Origin of the sequence: Curtobacterium sp. AG1037, from assembly GCF_003349855.1 — a bacterium.
GTDB classification, from domain to species: domain Bacteria; phylum Actinomycetota; class Actinomycetes; order Actinomycetales; family Microbacteriaceae; genus Curtobacterium; species Curtobacterium citreum.
On record NZ_QQAO01000001.1, the window covers coordinates 306,770 to 326,042 of the forward strand.

The 19,273-nt window shown below is 72.4% G+C and carries 15 protein-coding genes and 1 riboswitch; of the genes, 11 read left to right on the forward strand and 4 right to left on the reverse strand.

Annotated features, from left to right (window positions below; genetic code table 11):
* Nucleotides 1–57 precede the first annotated feature (57 nt).
* The 7 genes from DEU32_RS01410 to DEU32_RS01440 all read left to right on the forward strand — a co-directional run bounded on the left by DEU32_RS01410 (nucleotide 58) and on the right by DEU32_RS01440 (nucleotide 7,944).
* Nucleotides 58–534, forward strand: coding sequence for a GtrA family protein (locus DEU32_RS01410; protein ID WP_257222131.1), 477 nt, complete (start codon nucleotides 58–60; stop codon nucleotides 532–534).
* Complete coding sequence (locus DEU32_RS01415; RefSeq protein WP_208738895.1) at nucleotides 531–2,021, forward strand: glycosyltransferase; 1,491 nt, start codon at nucleotides 531–533, stop codon at nucleotides 2,019–2,021. The genes DEU32_RS01410 and DEU32_RS01415 overlap by 4 nt, the downstream gene beginning before the upstream one ends.
* Entirely contained in the window at nucleotides 2,018–4,006 is a 1,989-nt protein-coding gene (locus DEU32_RS01420) for a glycosyltransferase family 39 protein (protein ID WP_114849017.1), read from the forward strand. Before DEU32_RS01415 ends, DEU32_RS01420 begins: the two co-directional genes overlap by 4 nt.
* Nucleotides 4,007–4,194: 188 nt before the next feature.
* A complete protein-coding gene (locus DEU32_RS01425; RefSeq protein ID WP_114849018.1) occupies nucleotides 4,195–5,118 on the forward strand; it encodes a DUF4397 domain-containing protein in 924 nt (307 codons plus the stop codon).
* Between the two features lie 93 nt (nucleotides 5,119–5,211).
* Nucleotides 5,212–6,363 carry a glycosyl hydrolase family 8 gene (locus tag DEU32_RS01430; protein WP_114849019.1) on the forward strand — a complete coding sequence of 384 codons (1,152 nt, stop codon included), beginning with the start codon at nucleotides 5,212–5,214 and terminating at the stop codon, nucleotides 6,361–6,363.
* A complete protein-coding gene (locus DEU32_RS01435) occupies nucleotides 6,360–7,103 on the forward strand; it encodes a class F sortase (RefSeq protein WP_141860665.1) in 744 nt (247 codons plus the stop codon). The genes DEU32_RS01430 and DEU32_RS01435 overlap by 4 nt, the downstream gene beginning before the upstream one ends.
* Before the next feature lie 46 nt (nucleotides 7,104–7,149).
* The gene (locus DEU32_RS01440) at nucleotides 7,150–7,944 is read left to right on the forward strand and encodes a polyprenol monophosphomannose synthase (RefSeq protein ID WP_114849020.1); all 795 of its coding nucleotides are present in this window, start codon (nucleotides 7,150–7,152) and stop codon (nucleotides 7,942–7,944) included.
* A gap of 145 nt (nucleotides 7,945–8,089) precedes the next feature.
* On the opposite strand, the gene treZ is transcribed toward DEU32_RS01440, so the two are convergent.
* Genes treZ through glgX form a run of 3 tightly spaced genes read right to left on the reverse strand, consistent with a single transcriptional unit; the run spans nucleotide 8,090 to nucleotide 14,585 of the window.
* Nucleotides 8,090–9,844 carry a malto-oligosyltrehalose trehalohydrolase gene (treZ, locus tag DEU32_RS01445; RefSeq protein ID WP_114849021.1) on the reverse strand — a complete coding sequence of 585 codons (1,755 nt, stop codon included), beginning with the start codon at nucleotides 9,842–9,844 and terminating at the stop codon, nucleotides 8,090–8,092.
* Nucleotides 9,841–12,288, reverse strand: a complete 2,448-nt coding sequence (gene treY, locus DEU32_RS01450; RefSeq protein ID WP_114849022.1) for a malto-oligosyltrehalose synthase — start codon at nucleotides 12,286–12,288, stop codon at nucleotides 9,841–9,843. Before treY ends, treZ begins: the two co-directional genes overlap by 4 nt.
* Complete coding sequence (gene glgX, locus DEU32_RS01455; protein WP_258554745.1) at nucleotides 12,285–14,585, reverse strand: glycogen debranching protein GlgX; 2,301 nt, start codon at nucleotides 14,583–14,585, stop codon at nucleotides 12,285–12,287. Before glgX ends, treY begins: the two co-directional genes overlap by 4 nt.
* Before the next feature lie 129 nt (nucleotides 14,586–14,714).
* Between glgX and DEU32_RS01460 the strand changes: the two genes are divergently transcribed.
* The 4 genes from DEU32_RS01460 to DEU32_RS01475 all read left to right on the forward strand — a co-directional run bounded on the left by DEU32_RS01460 (nucleotide 14,715) and on the right by DEU32_RS01475 (nucleotide 18,842).
* On the forward strand, nucleotides 14,715–15,038 hold the full coding sequence (locus DEU32_RS01460) for a hypothetical protein (protein WP_058769316.1): 324 nt from the start codon (nucleotides 14,715–14,717) through the stop codon (nucleotides 15,036–15,038).
* An 80-nt stretch (nucleotides 15,039–15,118) separates the two neighbouring features.
* A riboswitch (TPP riboswitch) is annotated at nucleotides 15,119–15,230 on the forward strand.
* Nucleotides 15,225–15,866 carry an ECF transporter S component gene (locus tag DEU32_RS01465; RefSeq protein ID WP_114849190.1) on the forward strand — a complete coding sequence of 214 codons (642 nt, stop codon included), beginning with the start codon at nucleotides 15,225–15,227 and terminating at the stop codon, nucleotides 15,864–15,866. Its footprint overlaps the riboswitch before it by 6 nt.
* A gap of 5 nt (nucleotides 15,867–15,871) precedes the next feature.
* The gene (locus DEU32_RS17010; protein WP_258554747.1) at nucleotides 15,872–18,289 is read left to right on the forward strand and encodes an ATP-binding cassette domain-containing protein; all 2,418 of its coding nucleotides are present in this window, start codon (nucleotides 15,872–15,874) and stop codon (nucleotides 18,287–18,289) included.
* Nucleotides 18,282–18,842 carry an ATP-binding protein gene (locus DEU32_RS01475; protein WP_229666733.1) on the forward strand — a complete coding sequence of 187 codons (561 nt, stop codon included), beginning with the start codon at nucleotides 18,282–18,284 and terminating at the stop codon, nucleotides 18,840–18,842. The genes DEU32_RS17010 and DEU32_RS01475 overlap by 8 nt, the downstream gene beginning before the upstream one ends.
* A 45-nt stretch (nucleotides 18,843–18,887) precedes the next feature.
* Here the strand turns inward: DEU32_RS01475 and DEU32_RS01480 are convergent, their stop codons facing one another.
* Entirely contained in the window at nucleotides 18,888–19,232 is a 345-nt protein-coding gene (locus DEU32_RS01480; RefSeq protein ID WP_114849023.1) for a metallopeptidase family protein, read from the reverse strand.
* Between the last annotated feature and the right edge of the window lie 41 nt (nucleotides 19,233–19,273).

Sequence of the window (19,273 nt, forward strand, 5' to 3'; positions counted from 1 at the left end):
CCCGTTGCAGTTCCCGCCGCACGCGCCGCCCACCCAGCGGCATCCGCCGGCCCTGCGGTGACCGTGGCTCGGCGGGCGCTCGCCTCCCGCCTGCGCGCCACGGCGACGCAGCTCGCCTCGTTCGGCGCCATCGGCGCCGTCTGCTTCGTGATCGACCTCGGCGTCTACAACCTGCTGCGCGCGACCGTCCTGACCGACGGTCCGATCGCCGCCAAGATCGTCTCCGCCGTCGTCGCCACCGCGGTCGCGTGGCTCGCGAACCGCTCCATCACGTTCCGCTCGCAGCGGCAGGTCGGCCGGAAGGAGACCCTCCGCGAGGGACTCCTCTTCGCCGTCACGAACGTCGTCGGCCTCGGCATCGCCGCAGCCTGCCTGTTCGTCTCGCACTACGTCCTCGGCTTCACCTCGACCCTCGCCGACAACGTCGCCGGCAACGGGGTGGGCCTCGTCCTCGGCACCGTCTTCCGGTTCGTCGCGTACAAGGCCCTCGTCTTCCGTTCCACCGACGCTCACGCGAAGGAGCACGCCGCATGACCATCACCGCCACGCTGCTGACGGCCGCCGGGCCGCTGCTGCAGCCGAACGAGGGGACCGGGCCCGCAGGGAACCTCCCGAACCGTGGGACCACGGACGTCCCGACGGGAGGCTCGGGGCAGGCCCCGCAGGTCGCCTGGTCGCTGGGTGAGTGGATCGGGTACTCCGTGCTCATCGCCGTCTCCGTGCTGCTCACGGTGATCGCACTCACCACTCTGTGGTGGATGCTCCACGCATGGCGGTCACGAGACGCCCTGAAGTCGACGAGCTTCAGCCAGACACCGTTGCCCGCGGCGCACCGCTTCACGCTCCTCGTGCCCGGGCGGCACGAGCAGGACGTGATGGGCCAGACGCTCGACATGCTCGCCACGCAGGACCACCCGGACTTCGAGATCATCGCGATCGTCGGCGAGGACGACCCGGAGACCGACGCGGTCGTCCGGGCCGCCGCGGCCCGCCACCCGTCCCTCATCAAGGTGGTCGTGGACGACACGGCGCCGAAGAACAAGCCGAAGGCGATGAACCTCGCCCTGCAGTACGCGACGGGCGACATCGTGGGCGTGTTCGACGCCGAGGACGAGGTCTACCCGCGCCTGTTGAGCCTCGTCGACTCGCGGTTCCAGGAGACCGGTGCCGACGTCGTACAGGGCGGTGTGCAGCTCATGAACTTCCGGTCGAGCTGGTGGGCGCTCCGCAACGTGCTCGAGTACTACTTCTGGTTCCGGTCCCGCCTGCACTTCCACGCCGGTTCGAAGTTCATCCCGCTCGGCGGCAACACCGTGTTCGTGACGAAGGAACGCCTCGACTGGTCGAACGGCTGGGACGCACACTGCCTTGCAGAGGACTGCGAGCTGGGTGTGCGGCTGTCCGCCGACGGCGCGAAGGTCGTCGTCGCCTACAGCCCTGAAGCCGTCACCCGCGAGGAGACCCCGCCCACGTTCGCGTCCCTGCTCAAGCAGCGGACCCGGTGGAACCAGGGGTTCCTCCAGGTGCTCGGGAAGGGGGAGTGGAGGAAGCTGCCCTCGTTCCGTCAGCGGTTCTTCGCGCGGTACATGCTGACGATGCCCTTCGTCCAGGCCGCGACCGGCCTGCTGATCCCGCTGAGCGCCCTGATGATCCTCTTCGTCAAGGTGCCCACCGCGATCGCGCTCATGACGTTCATCCCCGTGGCGCCGACGCTCATGCTGCTCGCCGTCGAGGTCGTCGGGCTGAACGAGTTCGGCCGGCTGTACCAGGAGAAGGTCCGGGCGCGTGACTACGTGTTCCTCGTGCTCGGGCTCGTGCCGTACCAGGTGTTCCTCGCCGCGGCTGCGGTCCGGGCGGTCGTCCGGCACGTCAAGGGCCAGAACGGCTGGGAGAAGACCGAGCACACCGGCCAGCACCGCACGGGAGCCGTGCAGCAGGAGGTCGTCGGGTTCGCGAACGCCGTGACCACCGACGCCGGGACCCGCGAACTCGCCGGTTCGACCGCAGGAGGTGGCCGATGAGCGCCAGCATCACCCACACCACCGGGATCCCGGTCCGGGGGGCTGCATCGTTCTCCGGCGTCCGCGGGTGGTTCCGGGTCCATGCAGCCAGCCTCGGCTGGCTCGTGCCGGTCCTCGCCGTCACCGTCGTCGTGCAGGCGTGGAACATGGCCGGCACGCCGCAGCGCATCGACGACGAGGGCACCTACACGGCGCAGGCCTGGGCGATCGGGCACCTCGGCGAGCTCACCCACTACACGTACTGGTACGACCACCCGCCGCTCGGGTGGATCCAGATCGCCGGGTACACCGCGTTGACGGGCGCCTTCGCCCGCTACCCGTTCGCCGTCGAGGCCGGCCGCGAGGCGATGGTCTTCTTCGCCGCCGTGTCGAGCCTCCTGCTCTTCGTCCTCGCTCGCCGACTCGGCGCTGGTCGGGCGACCGCGGCCGCGGCAGGGCTCGTGTTCGCGCTCTCCCCGCTGGCCCTGCAGTACCACCGCACGGTCTACATCGACAACGTGGCGACGCCGTGGCTCCTCGCCGCGTTCGTCCTCGTGCTCAGCCGGCGTCAGCAGCTCGCCGGGTTCGCCGGGGCGGCAGCCTGCCTGGGCGTGGCCGTGCTCTCGAAGGAGACCTACCTGCTCGCGCTGCCGTTCCTCGTCTGGATCGCCGTGCGTCGGGCCGACCGCAGCACACGCCGGTACACGCTGAGCGTGGCCGGCGCGGTCCTGGTCGTGATCGGTGGAGGGTACCTGTTGCTCGCCGCGGTCAAGGGCGAACTCCTGCCCGGCAGCGGCCGGGTGAGCCTCCTCCAGGGCATCACCTACCAGCTCGGATCCCGTGCCGCGTCCGGCTCCGTCTTCGACGCGGGGAGCCTGGCGAACCAGGCGGCGTCCCAGTGGTGGGCGCTCGACCCCGTGTTCATCGTGCTCGGCACGGTCGCGGCGGTCGTCGGGCTCTTCCTGCGTCGGGTCCGACCGATCGCGGCGATGCTGGTGTTCCTGCTCGCGATGATGTTCCGTCCGAACGGGTACCTGCCGGTGCCCTACGTCATCGTGCTCGTCCCGTTCGCGGCGCTGCTCGTGGCGTACACGGCCGAGCGGGCGGTCCTCGCCGTCGCGGGGCGGACACGCAGCCGCGCGGGGAGCCGGATCGGCGGCGTCGCACGACGCGGGCTGGGGGCTGCCTGGGTCGCCGTCACCGCGACCGCGCTCGCCGTGGCCGTCCCCCTCTGGGGCGTCCAGCTCCGCGGGTTCCTGGTCGCGGACCTGGACCGGCCGATGCAGCAGGCCGAGCAGTGGGTCGGCGACAACGTCCCGAAGTCGTCACGGCTGCTCGTGGACGACGCCATGTGGGTCGACCTGGTCCGTGACGGTTTCGCCCGCGACAACGTGATCTGGTACTACAAGCTCGACACCGACGCCGCCGTGCAGCGCCAGTCGCCGAACGGGTGGAAGGACTCGGACTACGTCGTCACGACCGACTCGATGCGCACCGGTGGCAACTCGTCGCGGGACGTCTCGCTCGCGGTCCAGAACTCGACGAGTGTCGCAAGCTTCGGCACCGGTGACCAGCGAGTGGACGTCCGTCGCATCCACGCAGCGGGGACGACCGCCGCGGACGAGGCCATCACCGCCGCCACGAACGGGCGGAAGACGATGGGCACCGAGCTGGCACAGAACCCGGCGCTCCGTGCCGACGCCGGCACGAGGTCCCAGTTCCGCGCCGGTCAGGTCGACTCCCGTGCGATGCTCGCCCTCGGGCAGGTCCTAGCCGACCAGGACGTCCGCGTCGACCGTTTCACGTCCCTGACCGGCGAGGAGGGGCAGCCGTTCCGACGGGTTGTCCTGCACACGAGCAGCGGCGAGACCGCCGTCCGGGTCGCAGACACCTTCGCGGCGATGAGCGAAGCGATCCGACCGGCGGACATCGAACGGGACGGCAGCCGGGTCGTCGTGACCTACGCCCCCGCCGACCCGACCACGACGCCGACCACGGCGTCCTGAGGCCGCTGGCTGCGTGCCCACCCACGTGACGAGCAACGGCCGCGAGCGGGCGGCAACGGCCGTACTGGGCACGAGGAGCGAGCAGGTTCCGCCCGCTCGCTCGCTGGCCCCGACCCGGAAGCCCGACCCGAAGTCCCGACCGGAGACACCGAACCCGATCCCGGAACCCGACCCCGAGGAGCACCACGATGCACACCACCGACACCACCGACACCACCGACACCACCGACACCACCGACACCACCGACACCACCGGAACCACGAACACCCGCGTCGCGGCGCGGCATGCCCTGTCGCGTCGCGCAGCCCGCCGCCCGCTCGTCGTCGGCGGCGTCGCTGCCGCCCTCGTCGCCGCTGCCGTCGGGCTCACCGTTCCGCAGACGGCGACCGCGGCGACGTCCGGCGACGAGGGCTGGCTGCGCGTCGGTCACCTGTCCCCGGACACCAAGGGGGTCGACGTCGAGCTCACCAGTCTGTCCGGCGGCAAGAAGGTCTTCGAGCTCGACGACGTGACCTACGGCCAGGTCAGCCCGTACCAGGAGCTCCCGGTCGGGACCTACGTGCTGTCCATGCGCGCTGCCGACGACCCGGACTCCACGCCGGTCATCTCGACCGACGTGCAGGTGCAGCAGGGCGACGCGAACACCGTCGTCGCCTACGGCAAGAACGACGACCTCAAGACGACCGCGTTCACCGACGACCTGCAGCAGCCGGGCGACGGCAAGGCGAAGCTGCGGCTCGTGCAGGCGGCGACCACCGCGAAGGAGGTCGACGTCAGCACCGCCGACGGCACCACCGTCGCGCAGGACGCCGCGTTCGGGACCGCGACCCGGTACGCGACCGTCGGCGCGGGGAAGTGGCGGCTCGACGTCTCCGGCGACGGGCAGCGTGGGACCGCTGACGTCGACCTCGCGGGCAACACCGTGTCGACGCTGTTCGTCCTCGACGACAGCAAGGGGGACCTCACCGTCGTCCCGGTGACCGACGCCGCAGCCACGGCGGCCACCCCGTCGGGCGGCGTCCAGACCGGCGGCGGTGGCTCCGCCGCAGGACGTCCCGTCACCGAGTTCACGCACGCGGTCGTCGCGGCGTTCCGCTCGCTCTTCCGCTGACGGGCAGGAGGCGCGGTGCACGTGAGCGGGTCCGCCCACGGGCGCCGCGCCTCCGCCACGACCGTCCCCGACCACCGGAGAGGTACAGCCGGCATGACCCGCAAGACCTGGATACCCATCGCCGCCGCGGCGACGCTCGTCGTCGCCGTCGGCGCCGCGCTCGTCGCCGTCCGCCCGTGGAGCGCGACGGCGCCGCAGGCCTCGATCACCTCGAACGCCACCTCGACGTCCGCTCCGGACGTCGACCGGAGCGCCGCGCAGTTGCGCTCCGACTTCATCGACCGCTACGTGCGCGACGGCCGGGTCGTCCGGACCGACCAGGGCGGCGACACCGTGAGCGAGGGGCAGGCCTACGGCCTGCTCGTCGCCTACGCGAGCGACGACCGGAAGACCTTCGGCGAGGTCTGGTCGTGGACGGAACGCCACCTGCTGACGGACGACCACCTGCTGGCGTGGCGGTGGACACCAGGAGCGGGCGTCGCGGATGACCAGTCCGCGAGCGACGCCGACCTCGACGCGGCCCGCGCCCTCGTGCTCGCGGGAGAGCGATGGGACGACGCGCGGTACACCGAGGCGGGGAAGACCCTCGCCGCGGCGATCCTCGACCACGAGACCGCCGAGACCGACCTCGGCACGATCCTGTTGCCAGGGCCGTGGGCCGACCGGGAGCCCTACCGCTACAACGCGTCGTACGCATCGCCGGCGGCGTTCCGCGTCCTGGAGCGTGCGACCGGTGACCGACGTTGGGCAGCGCTCGCGGACGGGTCCCGCGCCGCGACCGCCGCGGTCCTCCGGGCCAGCGCCCTTCCGAGCGACTGGTCTCAGGTGCACGCCGACGGTGCAGTCGACCCGATGCCGGCGTCCGGCGACCAGGGACCGGTCGTCTACGGGTGGGACGCGATGCGACTCCCGCTCCGTTGGGCCGAGGCCTGCTCCGCACCGGACCGGGCCCTCGCCGGGCAACTCGCGCCCACGCTGCGGCGCAGCACGACGCTCGCGGCGCAGCTCGACCTCGGCGGCACAGCCGTGACCACGGACACCAGTGCGCTCGCCTACGCCGCCCGGGCGGCCGCCGAGCAGGCGGACGGTTCGTCGTCGGCGGTGACCGCGGACCTGCGTCGGAGCGACCGGACGTCGGCGACGACCCGGACGTACTACGGCGACGCCTGGGCGGCGCTCGGCGCGACGATGCTCACGTCGGACGTCCTCGGCGGGTGCGCGGTCGGTCCCCGGAGCGACTCGTGAGCGGACGCCGGGCCGCTGCGCCGCGTCGCGAGCACCCGACCACCGTGGTGCGCGGGCGACGTCGAGCGAGCGGGCGTCGCGGGGTGGTCGTCGCCGGAGCGGTCGCGGCCGTGCTCGTCGTCGGCGGCATCGCCGGGGTGGCCGTCGCAGCGACCGGCGCCGGCGGCGCTGCGACCGGCCGTGCCGCGGGGACCAGCGCGTCGGCGTCGACCGATCCCGGCGCCGCGAGGAACGGGTCCGGCGGGAGCGACACGTCCGGGTTCCAGGACCCGGCCGCACCGGCGGCGCGGTCGAACGCGACGCCGGTCCGTGTGGAGATCCCGGCGATCGGCGTCTCCTCGGGGCTGGAGGACCTCGGCCGCGGTCCCGCCGGCGAGCTGGACCCGCCGAAGGACTGGGACAGTGCCGGCTGGTTCTCCGGTGGGATCGTCCCCGGGCAGGTCGGTCCCGCGGTCATCGCGGGCCACGTCGACAGCCCGACCAGCGCCGCCGTGTTCTACCGTCTCGACGAACTCGTGCCCGGTGACCAGGTGCAGGTCGGGATGTCCGACGGGACCACCCGTACGTTCACCGTCGAGCGGTCCGAGCGTGCGGCGAAGTCCGCCTTCCCGACGAGCGACGTCTACGGCAGTGCGCCGACGCCCCAACTCCGGCTGATCACGTGCGACGGCACCTTCGACACCGCGACCGGCCACTACACGGACAATCTGATCGTGTTCGCAGACCTGTCGTCAGGATAGGCCCGACGCGCTTCGGTATCGTCTGACCCGACCCGCAAGGAGCACCATGAGCAAGTCCCTGGTCATCATCCCGACCTACGACGAGGCGGAGAACGTCCGTCCGATCGTCGCGCGCACCCTCGCCGCGACCGACGACAGCGTGCACGTGCTGGTCGTCGACGACAACTCCCCGGACGGCACCGGCGACATCGCCGACGCGATCGCCCGTGAGACCGACCGGGTGCACGTGATGCACCGCACGGTCAAGGACGGCCTCGGCGGCGCGTACCTCGCGGGGTTCGCCTGGGGTCTGGAGCACGGGTACGACAAGCTCGTCGAGATGGACGCCGACGGCTCGCACCACCCGGAGTACCTCCCGTGGATGCTCGAGCTCGCCGACTCGAACGACCTGGTCCTCGGTTCCCGTTGGATCAAGGGCGGTGAGGTCGAGAACTGGCCCTGGTACCGCGAGCTGCTGTCCCGCGGCGGGAACCTGTACACCCGGATGGCGCTCGGCATCGCCGTGCGGGACGCGACGGGCGGCTTCCGGGTCTTCACCTCGTCGGCGTTCGAACGGATCGACCTGGCCGGTGTCGCCTCGAAGGGCTACTGCTTCCAGGTCGACCTGTGCTGGCGCGCCCTCGAGGCCGGCCTGCGCGTCGTCGAGACGCCCATCACCTTCACCGAGCGCGAGTTCGGCGTCTCGAAGATGAGCGGCAACATCGTGCGCGAGAGCCTGACCCTCGTCACGAAGTGGGGCATCGACCGCCGGCTCCGCGAGCTCCGCTCGCTCATGCGCGATCACCGGCGGCTGCCCTCGGTGCGCCGCAACGCGCACGCGGTCGGCGACCGCACCGCCTGACGCGGCGGGTCTGCCGGACCTGCAGGACGGACGGGAGGCGCGGTGCCGGCTGGCACCGCGCCTCCCGTCCGTCCGGTGGTCGCCTCGGCGACCCCCGTCGCCTTGGTGAGCGCCGTCGCCGTGGTGACCACCGTCGCCGTGGTGACTACCGGAGCACGACGACCCCGCGGCCGTCGAAGTGGACGCGGCCGTCCTCGACCGAGGCCGACCCGAACCGGTAGAGCTCCTCGCCCGAGCTGTCCGGGACCGGCACGTCCGCGGCATCGTCGGCGAAGTGCACGACGACGTGGACGGGCGCTGCGTCAGGTCCGAGCAGCCCGCGCGTGAGCACGAGCCACCGGTCGTCCGCGTCGAAGCGGACCGCGTTCGCCTCGTAGCGGTGGTCGACGAACGCCTGCTCGGTCCGACGCAGCGCGACGAGCACCCGGTAGGCGCGGAGGATCGCCGCACCCCGCTCCGAGGTGACGTCGGCCCATTCGAGCTTGGAGTTCGTGAACGTCGTCGGGTCCTGCGGGTCGGGCACCGTCGACTCGTCCCAGCCGTGCTGCGCGAACTCCTTGATGCGTCCCTCGGCCGTCACCTTGCCGAGTTCGGGCTCCGGGTGCGAGGTGAAGAACTGCCACGGCGTCGTCGCAGCGAACTCCTCGCCCATGAACAGCATGGGCGTGAACGGCCCGAGCAGGGTCAGCGCGGCCGCGATGACGAGCGACTCGTCGTCGAGGGTCGCGGCGAGCCGGTCACCTGCGGCCCGGTTGCCGATCTGGTCGTGGTTCTGGTTCGCGACGACGAGGGCGGTCGCGGGCGAGGTCCCGCGGTCGATCGGTCGACCGTGCCGCTTCCCGCGGAACGACGACCACGTACCGTCGTGGAAGAACCCGTGGTCCAGGACCTTCGCGAGCGCCGACAGCGGGGCGAAGTCGGCGTAGTAGCCGTTCGTCTCCCCGGTCACCGCCACGTGCACGGCGTGGTGGAAGTCGTCGGACCACTGACCGGTGAGGCCGTACCCGCCGGCTTCCTGCGGGCGGAACATGACCGGGTCGTTGAGGTCCGACTCCGCGATGAGCGACAGCGGGCGTCCGACGGACTGCGCGTACGCCTCGGTCTCGGAGGCCATCGCCTGCAGGACGTGGGGCCGGGTGGTGTCGCGGATGGCGTGCACCGCGTCGAGGCGGAGCCCGTCGACGTGGTGGTCGCGGAACCACATGCGCACGTTGTCGAGCACGTACCGGCGGACCTCGGGGTCCTCGACGTTGACCGAGTCACCCCACGTGTTGCCGAGCCCCTGGAGCAGGTACGGCCCGTACAGCGGCAGGTAGTTCCCGCTGGGCCCGAGGTGGTTGTACACGACGTCCTGGATGACGCCGAGGCCGAGCGCGTGCGCCGTGTCGACGAACCGGTCGTAGGCGTCGGGACCACCGTAGGGGTGGTGCACGGCGAACCAGCCGACACCGTCGTAGCCCCAGTTCCACTCGCCGTTCACCGCGTTGACGGGGAGCAGCTCGACGAACTCCACCCCGAGCTCGACGAGGTGGTCGAGCTTGGCGGCCGCGGCGTCGAGCGTGCCCTCGGGGGTGAAGGTGCCGACGTGCATCTCGTAGATCACGGCCCCACGGGCGGGCCGACCGGTCCACGACTCGTCGGTCCAGGCGAAGCGCTCGGGGTCCACGACCTCGGACGGGCCGTGCACGCCCTCGGGCTGGTACCGGCTGCGCGGATCGGGTCGGACGGAGTCGTCGTCGTCGATGCGGAAGCCGTAGCGCGCGCCGACGACGGGGACGACGTCGTCGGTCGCCCACCAGTCGTCGTCGCCGCGGGTCATGGCGTACTCGGTGCCGTCGACGACCAGGCGCACGCGCTCGGGGTTCGGCGCCCAGACGGCGTAGCGGGCGGGAACGGTCATGCGTGACCCTCCAGGATCTCGATCTCGGCCTGCTGGTCGGAGACCGCAGCGGTGTTGTTCGTGCTCGTGCCGGACGTCACCGGTGCGGCGTCGTGCTCGGATCCGGTGGGGTCGGCGTCCGCGACGTCCGCCGGGACGAGCAGGGCGACGGGCAGGTCGGCGAGCAGCGCCGACAGGGCGATGCCGCGGGACGCCGGGAAGCGACGACCGGTCAGCAGGTCGACCCGGTCGGCCGGCACCGGGTGGACGAGCGTGTCGCCCCACCCGCCGACGCGCTCGAGCCCGACGGGCAGCCGCGTCGCGACCGTCACGGCACCGCCGCGGTCGAACGCGAGCACGTGGTCGGCGGCGATGCCGGTGGCCTCGAGCCCGAGGTACCGGGTGAAGAGCTCGGGGTGGTCGCGTCGGACCCGCAGGGCGCGGCTCGTCACGAGGACCTTCGCCGCACCGTCCAGGCCGACCGCGGGCAGCTGCTCCGGACCGGTGCCCTCGGGGCCGTCGAGCGTCGCGAGGACGTGCCGCAGCTCCGTGTAGTCGACCGGGCGGCGGTTGTCCGGGTCGACGAGCGAGCGGTCCCACGCCTCGGTGCCCTGGTAGACGTCCGGGACGCCCGGCATCGTCAGCTGGACCAGCTTCTGCGCGAGCCCGTTCGACCAGCCGGCCGCGTCGATCGTGCGGTCGAGCTCGTCGAGCACCGCGACCACGCGCGGGTCGTCGAACGCGGCGTCCACGAGGGCGTGCATCTGCTGTTCGAAGGCCTCGTCCGGTTCGGTCCAGGTCGTGCTGTCACCGGCTTCGCGCGAGGCCTTCTCGGCGTACGCGTGCAGGCGCTCGCGGCTGGCCGGGCGGGCACCCACGATCGCCTGCCAGAGCAGGTCCGCGAACACCGCGTCGTCGAGCGGCGCGAGGGCGTTCAGCTGCTCGAGGGCGCTCGACCACTCCGACCCGAGCTCGGCGAGCACCGCGATGCGGGCGCGGGTGTCCTCGCTCCGCTTGGTGTCGTGCGTGGTCAGCGTGGTCATCGTGTGCGGCCAGCTGCCCTGACGCTCGCGCTGCGCCTGGTGGAAGTCGTCGACCGACACCGCGAACACGCTCGGGTCGCCGCCGACCTCGCTCAGGGAGCTCAGGCGCGACGTCCGGTAGAACGCGGTGTCCTCGACGCCCTTCGCCATCACCATGCCCGAGGTCTGCTGCAGGCGGAGCGCCGCGGCGTGCCCGGGGTCGACGAGCGCCGGCGCGATCCGGTCGATCACGTCGTCCAGGTCCGGCCGCGTCTCAGCCGCGCGCTCCAGGGCGTCGATCAGGTGGTGGACGCCCTCGGGCAGGTAGGTGCGGTAGACGTCGAACGATGCGACGATCTCGGCCACCGCGTCGACCACGCGCTCCTGCGGCAGGTCACCGGCCGTCGACGCGAGGAGCCGGGCGAGTCGCGCGACCTCGCTGCCGAGGATCCCGTCGGCGATGCCCCGGCGGGTGTCGTGGGTCAGCTGCTGCCAGTCGGTCGGTTCGGCACCGGACGCGGCGGTCAGCGCCTCTTCGCCCGCGGGGTCGACGAAGACGCGGTCGACGACGCCGAGCGCGTCGTAGCCGGTGGTGCCGTCGACGGGCCACGAGGACGGGAGCTGCTCGCCCGGCTCGAGGATCTTCTCGACCAGCGTGTAGGCCCCGCCGGTCAGGTCCGCGAGGTCCTGCAGGTACCCGTCCGGGTCGTACAGACCGTCCGGGTGGTCGATCCGCAGGCCGTCGACGAGCCCGTCGCGGAACCATCCGCCGATCGTGTCGTGCGACGCCGCGAACACCTCGGGCTCCTCGACGCGGATCGCCGCGAGGGTGTTCACGGCGAAGAACCGGCGGTAGTTCAGCTCGTGGTCCGCGCGCTTCCAGTGCACGAACGCGTAGTGCTGGCGGGCGTGGACGGTCTCGACGTCGTCGCCGTCCTGCACGGTTCCGGGAGCGGTCGGGTAGGCGGTCTCGCCGACGTACAGCCGACCGTCCCGCAGCTCGACGGCGTCGAGCAGGCGGTCGTCGAGCACCGGGACGCGGACCTTGCCGTCGCCGGCTTCCCAGTCGACGTCGAACGCCCACGCGACCGGGCTGACCTGGCCCTGTTCGAGCAGCGACCACCACCACGGGTTCGCCTCGGGCGTCGCGACGCCGACGTGGTTCGGGACGACGTCGACGAGCACGCCGAGTCCGGCGGCGTGGGCGGCCTCGGCGAGCCCGCGCAGCGCTGCGTCGCCGCCGCGCTCGGTGTCGACGTGGGAGTGGTCGACGACGTCGTAGCCGTGCTGCGAACCGGGCTCTGCCTGGAGCACGGGGGAGAGGTACACCCAGTCGGCGCCGAGGTCGCGGATGTGCTCGACCACGTCCTGCGCCCGGGTGAGGTCGAAGTCGGGGGTGACCTGCAGTCGGTAGGTGGACGTGGGGACGCGTCTGGCGGTCACCTGGTGGCTCCTGTGCTGTCGGGTTCGGGAGTGGCGCTGTCGTCGGCCGGCTCGGAGCTCGCCGGCTCGGAGCTCGACGGGTCCGTGCCCGCCGGGTCCGTCGCCGAGGTGGCGGGCGAGGCCGCGGGGTTGGTCGGCGTGGACGGCTTCGCGTCCGTGGCGGCGTCGACCGGGGCCGTCGTCACCTCGTGGTCGGGCTCGGCGCGGAGCACGATCATCGACCGTGCGGGAACGTCGAGCGGCGTCCCGGCGTCGAGGACCTCGTCGCGGGCACCCGGGTCGGCGGTGTCGATCCGCACGGTCCAGCCCGGCGAGTACTCCTCCGGGGGCAGGGTGAACGTCACCACGTCGTCGTGTGCGTTGTAGTACGTCAGGAACGCCACGTCGGTGACGCGCTCGCCCCAGCGGTCACGCCCGCGGATGCCCTCGCCGTTCAGGTACATCCCGACGCTCTTCCCGAAGCCGGAGTCCCAGTCCTCGGGGTCCATGGCGTCACCGGAGGGCGTCAGCCACACGACGTCGGGGAGCGGTTCGCCCTCGCCCCGGCGGACCGGACGGCCGTTGAAGTACCGCGTGCGGCGGAACGTCGGGTGGTCGTGGCGGAGCTTCACGACGTCGGCGGTGAACTGGATGAGCTCGTCGTCGGCGTGCTCCCAGTCGATCCAGCTGATCGGCGAGTCCTGGGCGTAGACGTTGTTGTTGCCGCCCTGGGTCCGCCCGAGCTCGTCACCGTGCGTGATCATCGGCACGCCCTGGCTGAGGAGCAGCGTCGCGAGGAAGTTCCGGCGTCGCTGCAGCCGGAGTGCGTTCACCGCGGGGTCGTCGGTCGGCCCCTCGGCGCCGGAGTTCCACGAGCGGTTGTGGCTCTCGCCGTCGTTGTTGTCCTCGCCGTTGGCCTCGTTGTGCTTCTCGTTGTAGGCGACGAGGTCGTACAGCGTGAAGCCGTCGTGCGCGGTGATGAAGTTGATGCTCGCCTTGGGGGTGCGGCCGTCGTGCTCGTACAGGTCGGCCGACCCGGAGATACGGGACGCGAACTCGCCGAGCGTCGACGGCTCGCCGCGCCAGAAGTCGCGCACGGTGTCGCGGTACTTGCCGTTCCACTCCGACCACTGCGGCGGGAAGTTGCCGACCTGGTAGCCGCCGGGACCGACGTCCCACGGTTCCGCGATGAGCTTGACCTGCGACACGATCGGGTCCTGCTGGACCAGTTCGAAGAAGGCTGCCAGGCGGTCGACCTCGTAGAACTCCCGCGCCAGGGCCGCCGCGAGGTCGAAGCGGAACCCGTCCACGTGCATCTCGGTCACCCAGTACCGCAGCGAGTCCATGATCAGCTGCAGCGAGTGCGGGTGACCCACGTTGAGCGAGTTGCCGGTGCCCGTGGTGTCCATGTAGTACCGCTTGTCGTCGTCGACCAGGCGGTAGTACGCGGCGTTGTCGATGCCGCGGAAGGACAGCGTGGGACCGAGGTGGTTGCCCTCGGCGGTGTGGTTGTAGACGACGTCGAGCACGACCTCGATCCCCGCACGGTGCAGCTCGCGCACCATCGCCTTGAACTCCTGCACCTGCTGCCCGCGGTCGCCGGACGACGAGTAGTGCGAGTGCGGCGCGAAGAACCCGATGGTGTTGTAGCCCCAGTAGTTCGACAGCCCCTTCTCCTGCAGGGTCGAGTCGTTCACGAACTGGTGCACCGGCATGAGCTCGAGGGTCGTGACGCCCAGTCGCTTGAGGTGCTCGATGACCGCCGGGTGCGCGACGCCGGCGTAGGTGCCGCGCTGATCCTCCGGGACGTCGGGGTGTGTCTCGGTGAGGCCCTTGACGTGCGCCTCGTAGATGACGGTCTCGCCGTACGGGATGCCCGGCGAGCGGTCGCCCTGCCAGTCGAAGAAGGGGTTGATGACGACCCCCTTCATCATGTGGGGCGCCGAGTCCTGGTCGTCGGTCGAGTCGGGGTCGCCGAAGGTGTACGAGAACAGCGCCTGGTCCCAGTCGATGTCGCCGCTGGTCGCCTTGGCGTAGGGGTCGAGGAGCAGCTTGTTCGGGTTGCCGCGCAGTCCGTGCGCCGGGTCGTACGGGGCGTGCACGCGGAAGCCGTACTCCTGCCCCGGTGCCACGTTCGGCAGGTACGCGTGCCAGACGTGCGCGTCGACCTCGACCAGGTCGACGCACTCCTCGTTCCCCGCGTCGTCGAAGAGGCACAGTTCCACGCGGTCGGCGACCTCGCTGAACAGGGCGAAGTTCGTGCCGCTGCCGTCGTAGGTCGCCCCGAGGGGGTACGGACTGCCGGGCCAGGTGTGCAAACGGTCCTCCAGGTGTGGGTGCCGCCAACGTATCGGCGCGGCCCCTCCGCGTCCGCAGACAAGCCCCAGCAGTGGACGAGGGTGACTCCGCGCGTCGCTGTGGAGGAGTGGCCGAGTAGCCTCGCGCGCATGGCCAACATCGTGAGTCAGATCGCAGACAAGGTGCGCCCGATCGGCGTCTCCACCAACTACGGCGAGCCGGTCGAGGTCGGCGACCAGACCCTCATCCCGGTGTCGCTGGGCTGGTTCGGCTTCGGCGGCGGCGGGGACGGCGACGACAACGGCGGCGGGGGTGGCGGCGGCGTGTCGATCCCCGTCGGCGCCTACGTGCGCCGTCCCGGACAGGACCTGCAGTTCGAGCCGAACCTCATCTCGCTGCTCGCGGTCAGCATCCCGACCATCTGGGTGACCGGCAAGGCGCTCGCCAAGGTGGTCCGCGCACTCAAGAAGTGACCACAGGACGGACGGGAGGATCGTGGCGACGCCGCCACGATCCTCCCGTCCGTCATCTGGTCGCCACCCGTCTAGACTGCTGCCACACACACGGGAGTCCGGGACCACCGGGCTGAGAGGGAGCGAACGGCGCTCCGACCGTCGAACCTGATCCGGGTCATGCCGGCGCAGGGAGGAGTCAGCACCATGCCTGCAACCATGCAGTCCACCGTCCCGTCCACCACCCTCCGGCGGTCGCTCCGCTGGCGCGTGGTCGACGTCGTCGTCGCCAGCGTCCTCGCGGTCGCGATCGGCGTCGTCTTCAAGCTCTGGGAGTTCGGCTACGAGCCGCTCAGCGCGGGAGCCGCCCTCGTCCTGCCGGGATCGCAGTCGCTGTTCGGCGGCGTCTGGCTGCTCGCCGGGCCGATCGTCGCGATCGTCGTGCGGAAGCCCGGAGCCGCCCTGTACGCCGAGATGGTCGCCGCCTCGGTCGAGGCGCTGCTCGGCACGCAGTGGGGGTGGCTGACGCTCGAGGCCGGTCTCGTGCAGGGCCTGGGCGCCGAGCTCGTCCTCGCGCTGTTCCTGTACCGCGTGTACCGGCTGCCGGTCGTCGTCCTCGCGGGCGCGGCCGCCGGTCTCGCGCTCGGCATCAACGACACCGTCCTGTGGTACCCGGGGCTCGACGCCGGCTTCAAGGCCGTCTACGTCGTGTGCGCCGTGGTCTCCGGTGCCGTCATCGCGGGTGCCGGGTCCTGGGCGATCGTCCGGGCGCTCGCCGCGACCGGTGTCCTGTCGCAGTTCGCGGTCGGCCGGGAGCACGCCAAGCGCACGACCCGCAGCGCAGCGTGACGGCCGTGTCCGCCGGTCGTGCGGACGCAGCGCCCGCGACCGAGGTCCCGGCGAGCACCGGACCGGCCGGCATCGTCTTCCGTGACTGGGGGTGGCGCTACGCCGCCCGCGACGAGTGGGCGGTCCGCGGGGTCCACCTCGAGGTGCGCCCGGGAGAGCGGGTCGCGGTCGTCGGACCGTCCGGCGCCGGCAAGTCGACGGTGCTGCGGGCCGTCGCGGCGGTGCTGCCCGACGAGCCGGACCCGGCCGACGACACCGCCGCGGCCGTCCAGGGCACGGTGCTCGTCGACGGTGCCGCACCGGGGACGGTCCGTGGACGGGTCGGGCTCGTCATGCAGGACCCCGAGGCGCACACCGTGATGTCGCGTGTCGGGGACGACGTCGCGTTCGGGTGCGAGAACACCGGCGTGCCGCGTGACGAGACCTGGCGGCGCGTACGGTCGGCCCTCGACGTGGTCGGCCTCGACCTGCCGCTCGACCGGTCGACGACCGCGCTGTCCGGCGGGCAGCGGCAGCGACTCGCGCTCGCGGGCGTGCTCGCGATGCGGCCGGGCGCGCTCGTGCTCGACGAGCCGTGCGCGAACCTCGACCCGGACGGCGTGCGCCAGGTGCACGACGCCGTGCGTGCGGTCCTCGACGAGACCGGTGCGACGCTGCTCGTCGTCGAGCACCGGATCGGCACCTGGCTCGACCTGGTCGACCGGCTCGTGCTGCTCGCTCCCGCCGGCGGGGTCGTCGCGGACGGCACGCCGGCCGAGGTCCTCGCCGCGCACGGTCCGGCGCTCGCGGCGGCGGGCGTGTGGGTGCCCGGGTCGGAGCCCGCTCGGGGCTCGGCTCGGCAGGCGATCCTCGCGGAGGACCGCGCGCACGCTCGGGCGCTGCTCGACGCTCGGGGACTCGCGACGGCGCGCGGTCGGGGTCACCGGGTCGGCAGCGGCATCGACCTGACGGTCCGGCGCGGGCGTGTGCTGGCGGTGACCGGGCCGAACGGCGTCGGGAAGTCGACGCTCGGCCTGACGCTCGCCGGGCTCCTCGCCCCCGACGACGGCGTCCTCGAGGCCACCCCCGCCCTGCGGCACGGCCTGGCCGGGGCGGCGCCGTCGTCCTGGTCCAGCCGGGAGCTCGCCGGCCGGATCGGGACGGTGTTCCAGGACCCCGAGCACCAGTTCGTCGCGGCCACCGTACGGCAGGAGCTCGCCGCCGGACCTCGGGCGCTCGGTCGTGCGGACGTCGAGGACCAGGTGGAGCGGGTGCTCGACGACCTCGGCTTGGCACACCTGGCCGACGCGAACCCCTTCACGCTGTCCGGTGGTGAGCAGCGACGGCTCGCGATCGGCACGGTGCTCGCGGCGGAGCCCGACGTGCTCGTGCTCGACGAGCCGACCTCCGGACAGGACCGTGCCACGTGGCAGGCCGTCGTGGACCGGCTCGGCGCGCTCGCGGACGCGGGGACGGCTGTCGTCGCCGTGACGCACGACCGTGACCTGGTGCGGGCGCTCGAAGCGGACGAGGTGGTGCTCGGCCCGGAGGGCGTGCGACCGGCCGGCCCGGGCGGTCTGCGGCCGACCGGCCCGGGGACGGCGGACGGTGTCGTCGCCGACGTGGCGGGGGATGCCCGGCCGGTCGTCCCGGGGACCGCAGCCGACGCGCGGGGGCGATCCGTGCCTCCCGTCCGGCCCCGCGGGATCCGCGGGGTGCAGCCCGTCGCGTCCCTGCTCGGGGTGCTCGCGCTCGGGCTGCTGCTCGTCCTGAGCCTGGACGTCGTGTCCGCAGCCGTCGCGCTCCTGCTCGAGGTCCTGCTGCTGCCGCTGCTCCGCATCCCCTGGCGCACGCTCCTGCTGCGGACCGCACCCCTGACTGCAGCGGTCCCGCTGACGGCCGTGAGCATCGCGCTGTACGGCCGGCCGTCCGGACGCGAGTGGTTCGACCTCGGCTTCGTGCGAGTCACCGACGGGTCGCTCGAGCTCGCCCTGGCGACCGCTCTCCGGGTGCTCGGCGTCGGACTGCCGGCGATCGCGCTGTTCGTGCGGGTCGACCCGACCGACCTCGCGGACGGGCTGGCGCAGCTCCTGCGGCTGCCCGCTCGGTTCGTGCTCGGGGCACTGGCGGCGGTGCGGATGACGACCCTGCTCGGCGGGGACTGGCGGCAGCTGCGCAGTGCCCGGCGTGCCCGCGGGTTGGCCGACACCGGGCGGCTGCGTCGGGGTGCGTCGATGGCGTTCGCGCTGCTCGTGGTCGCGCTCCGGCGGGCGACGACGCTCGCGGTGGCGATGGAGTCGCGTGGGTTCGGGGCACCGGGTCGGCGGACGTGGGCACGACCGGCGCGCTTCGGCGGCCCCGAGTGGGCGATGGTCGCGGTGCTCGTCGGGATCGGTGCGGTGTCGGTCGCGGTGGCCGTGGGCGCGGGGACGTGGCGTGTCTGACGGGGTCGCGGACGCCCTGGCGGCTGCGGCGGCCGCTGCAGCTGCAGTTGCGGGTGCTGCTCCGGGTCTCCGTGCGGCTTCCGGGCGGGGGCGGCTCGTCGTGCTGGTCGACGGGCGCTCGGGGACCGGCAAGACGACGCTCGGCGACGCCCTCGGGGACCGGCTCGGCGCCCGGGTCGTGCACCTCGACGACGTCTACCCGGGGTGGGACGGGCTCCGTGCGGCGGCTGACGCGGTGGTGACGGACGTCCTCGGCGCCCGTTCCGGCTACCGGCGGTGGGACTGGACGACGTCGACCACGGCGGGGTGGGAGTCGATCGACCCGGACGTGCCGCTCGTCGTCGAGGGGTGCGGTGCGCTGTCCCGGGCTTCGGCGCCGCTCGCGTCCTTCCGCGTCTGGCTCGAGGCGGACGACACCGTCCGGCGCGACCGGGCGATCGGCCGTGACGGCGAGGTCTTCGCCCGGGAGTGGGACCGGTGGGCAGCGCAGGAGTCGTCCTTCATCGCGGCGGAGGACCCGGCGGCGCTGGCGGACGTGGTGGTGCGGACGTAGGGGTGCCGGGTGGACCCGGGGTCGCGCCGTGTGGACTCGTGGTCGCTACGCCCACCCGAGTTCGTGCAGCCGCTCGTCGTCGATCCCGTAGAAGTGCCCGATCTCGTGCACCAGCGTCGTGTGGACCTCGTCCCGGAGTTCCTCGACGGTGTCGCACTCCAGCAGGTGCTGCTTCCGGAACACCACGATCCGGTCCGGGAGCTCGCCGAAGCCGTACTGGCCACGCTCGGTCGCGGCGACCCCGTCGTAGACGCCGAACAGGTCGGAACCGTCCTCGGGCTCGTCCTCGACGACGAAGACGACGTTGTCGAGTCCGGCAACCATCTCGTCGGGCAGCCGGTCGAGCTCGTCGGTCACGAGCTCCTCGAACGCGTCGGCGGACATCTCCATCACGGGCACGATCGTGGCACAGCGGACTGTCCGACGGCTGG

Excerpts from the sequence above, each read along its gene's own strand:
- DEU32_RS01440 (WP_114849020.1), top strand. The coding sequence starts at position 7,150 with ATGAGCAAGTCCCTGGTCATCATCCCGACCTACGACGAGGCGGAGAAC.
- treZ (WP_114849021.1), bottom strand. The coding sequence starts at position 9,844 with ATGACCGTTCCCGCCCGCTACGCCGTCTGGGCGCCGAACCCCGAGCGC.
- DEU32_RS01465 (WP_114849190.1), top strand. The coding sequence starts at position 15,225 with ATGCCTGCAACCATGCAGTCCACCGTCCCGTCCACCACCCTCCGGCGG.
- DEU32_RS01480 (WP_114849023.1), bottom strand. The coding sequence starts at position 19,232 with ATGGAGATGTCCGCCGACGCGTTCGAGGAGCTCGTGACCGACGAGCTC.
- DEU32_RS01425 (WP_114849018.1), top strand. The coding sequence starts at position 4,195 with ATGCACACCACCGACACCACCGACACCACCGACACCACCGACACCACC.
- DEU32_RS01420 (WP_114849017.1), top strand. The coding sequence starts at position 2,018 with ATGAGCGCCAGCATCACCCACACCACCGGGATCCCGGTCCGGGGGGCT.
- DEU32_RS01415 (WP_208738895.1), top strand. The coding sequence starts at position 531 with ATGACCATCACCGCCACGCTGCTGACGGCCGCCGGGCCGCTGCTGCAG.
- DEU32_RS01430 (WP_114849019.1), top strand. The coding sequence starts at position 5,212 with ATGACCCGCAAGACCTGGATACCCATCGCCGCCGCGGCGACGCTCGTC.
- DEU32_RS01460 (WP_058769316.1), top strand. The coding sequence starts at position 14,715 with ATGGCCAACATCGTGAGTCAGATCGCAGACAAGGTGCGCCCGATCGGC.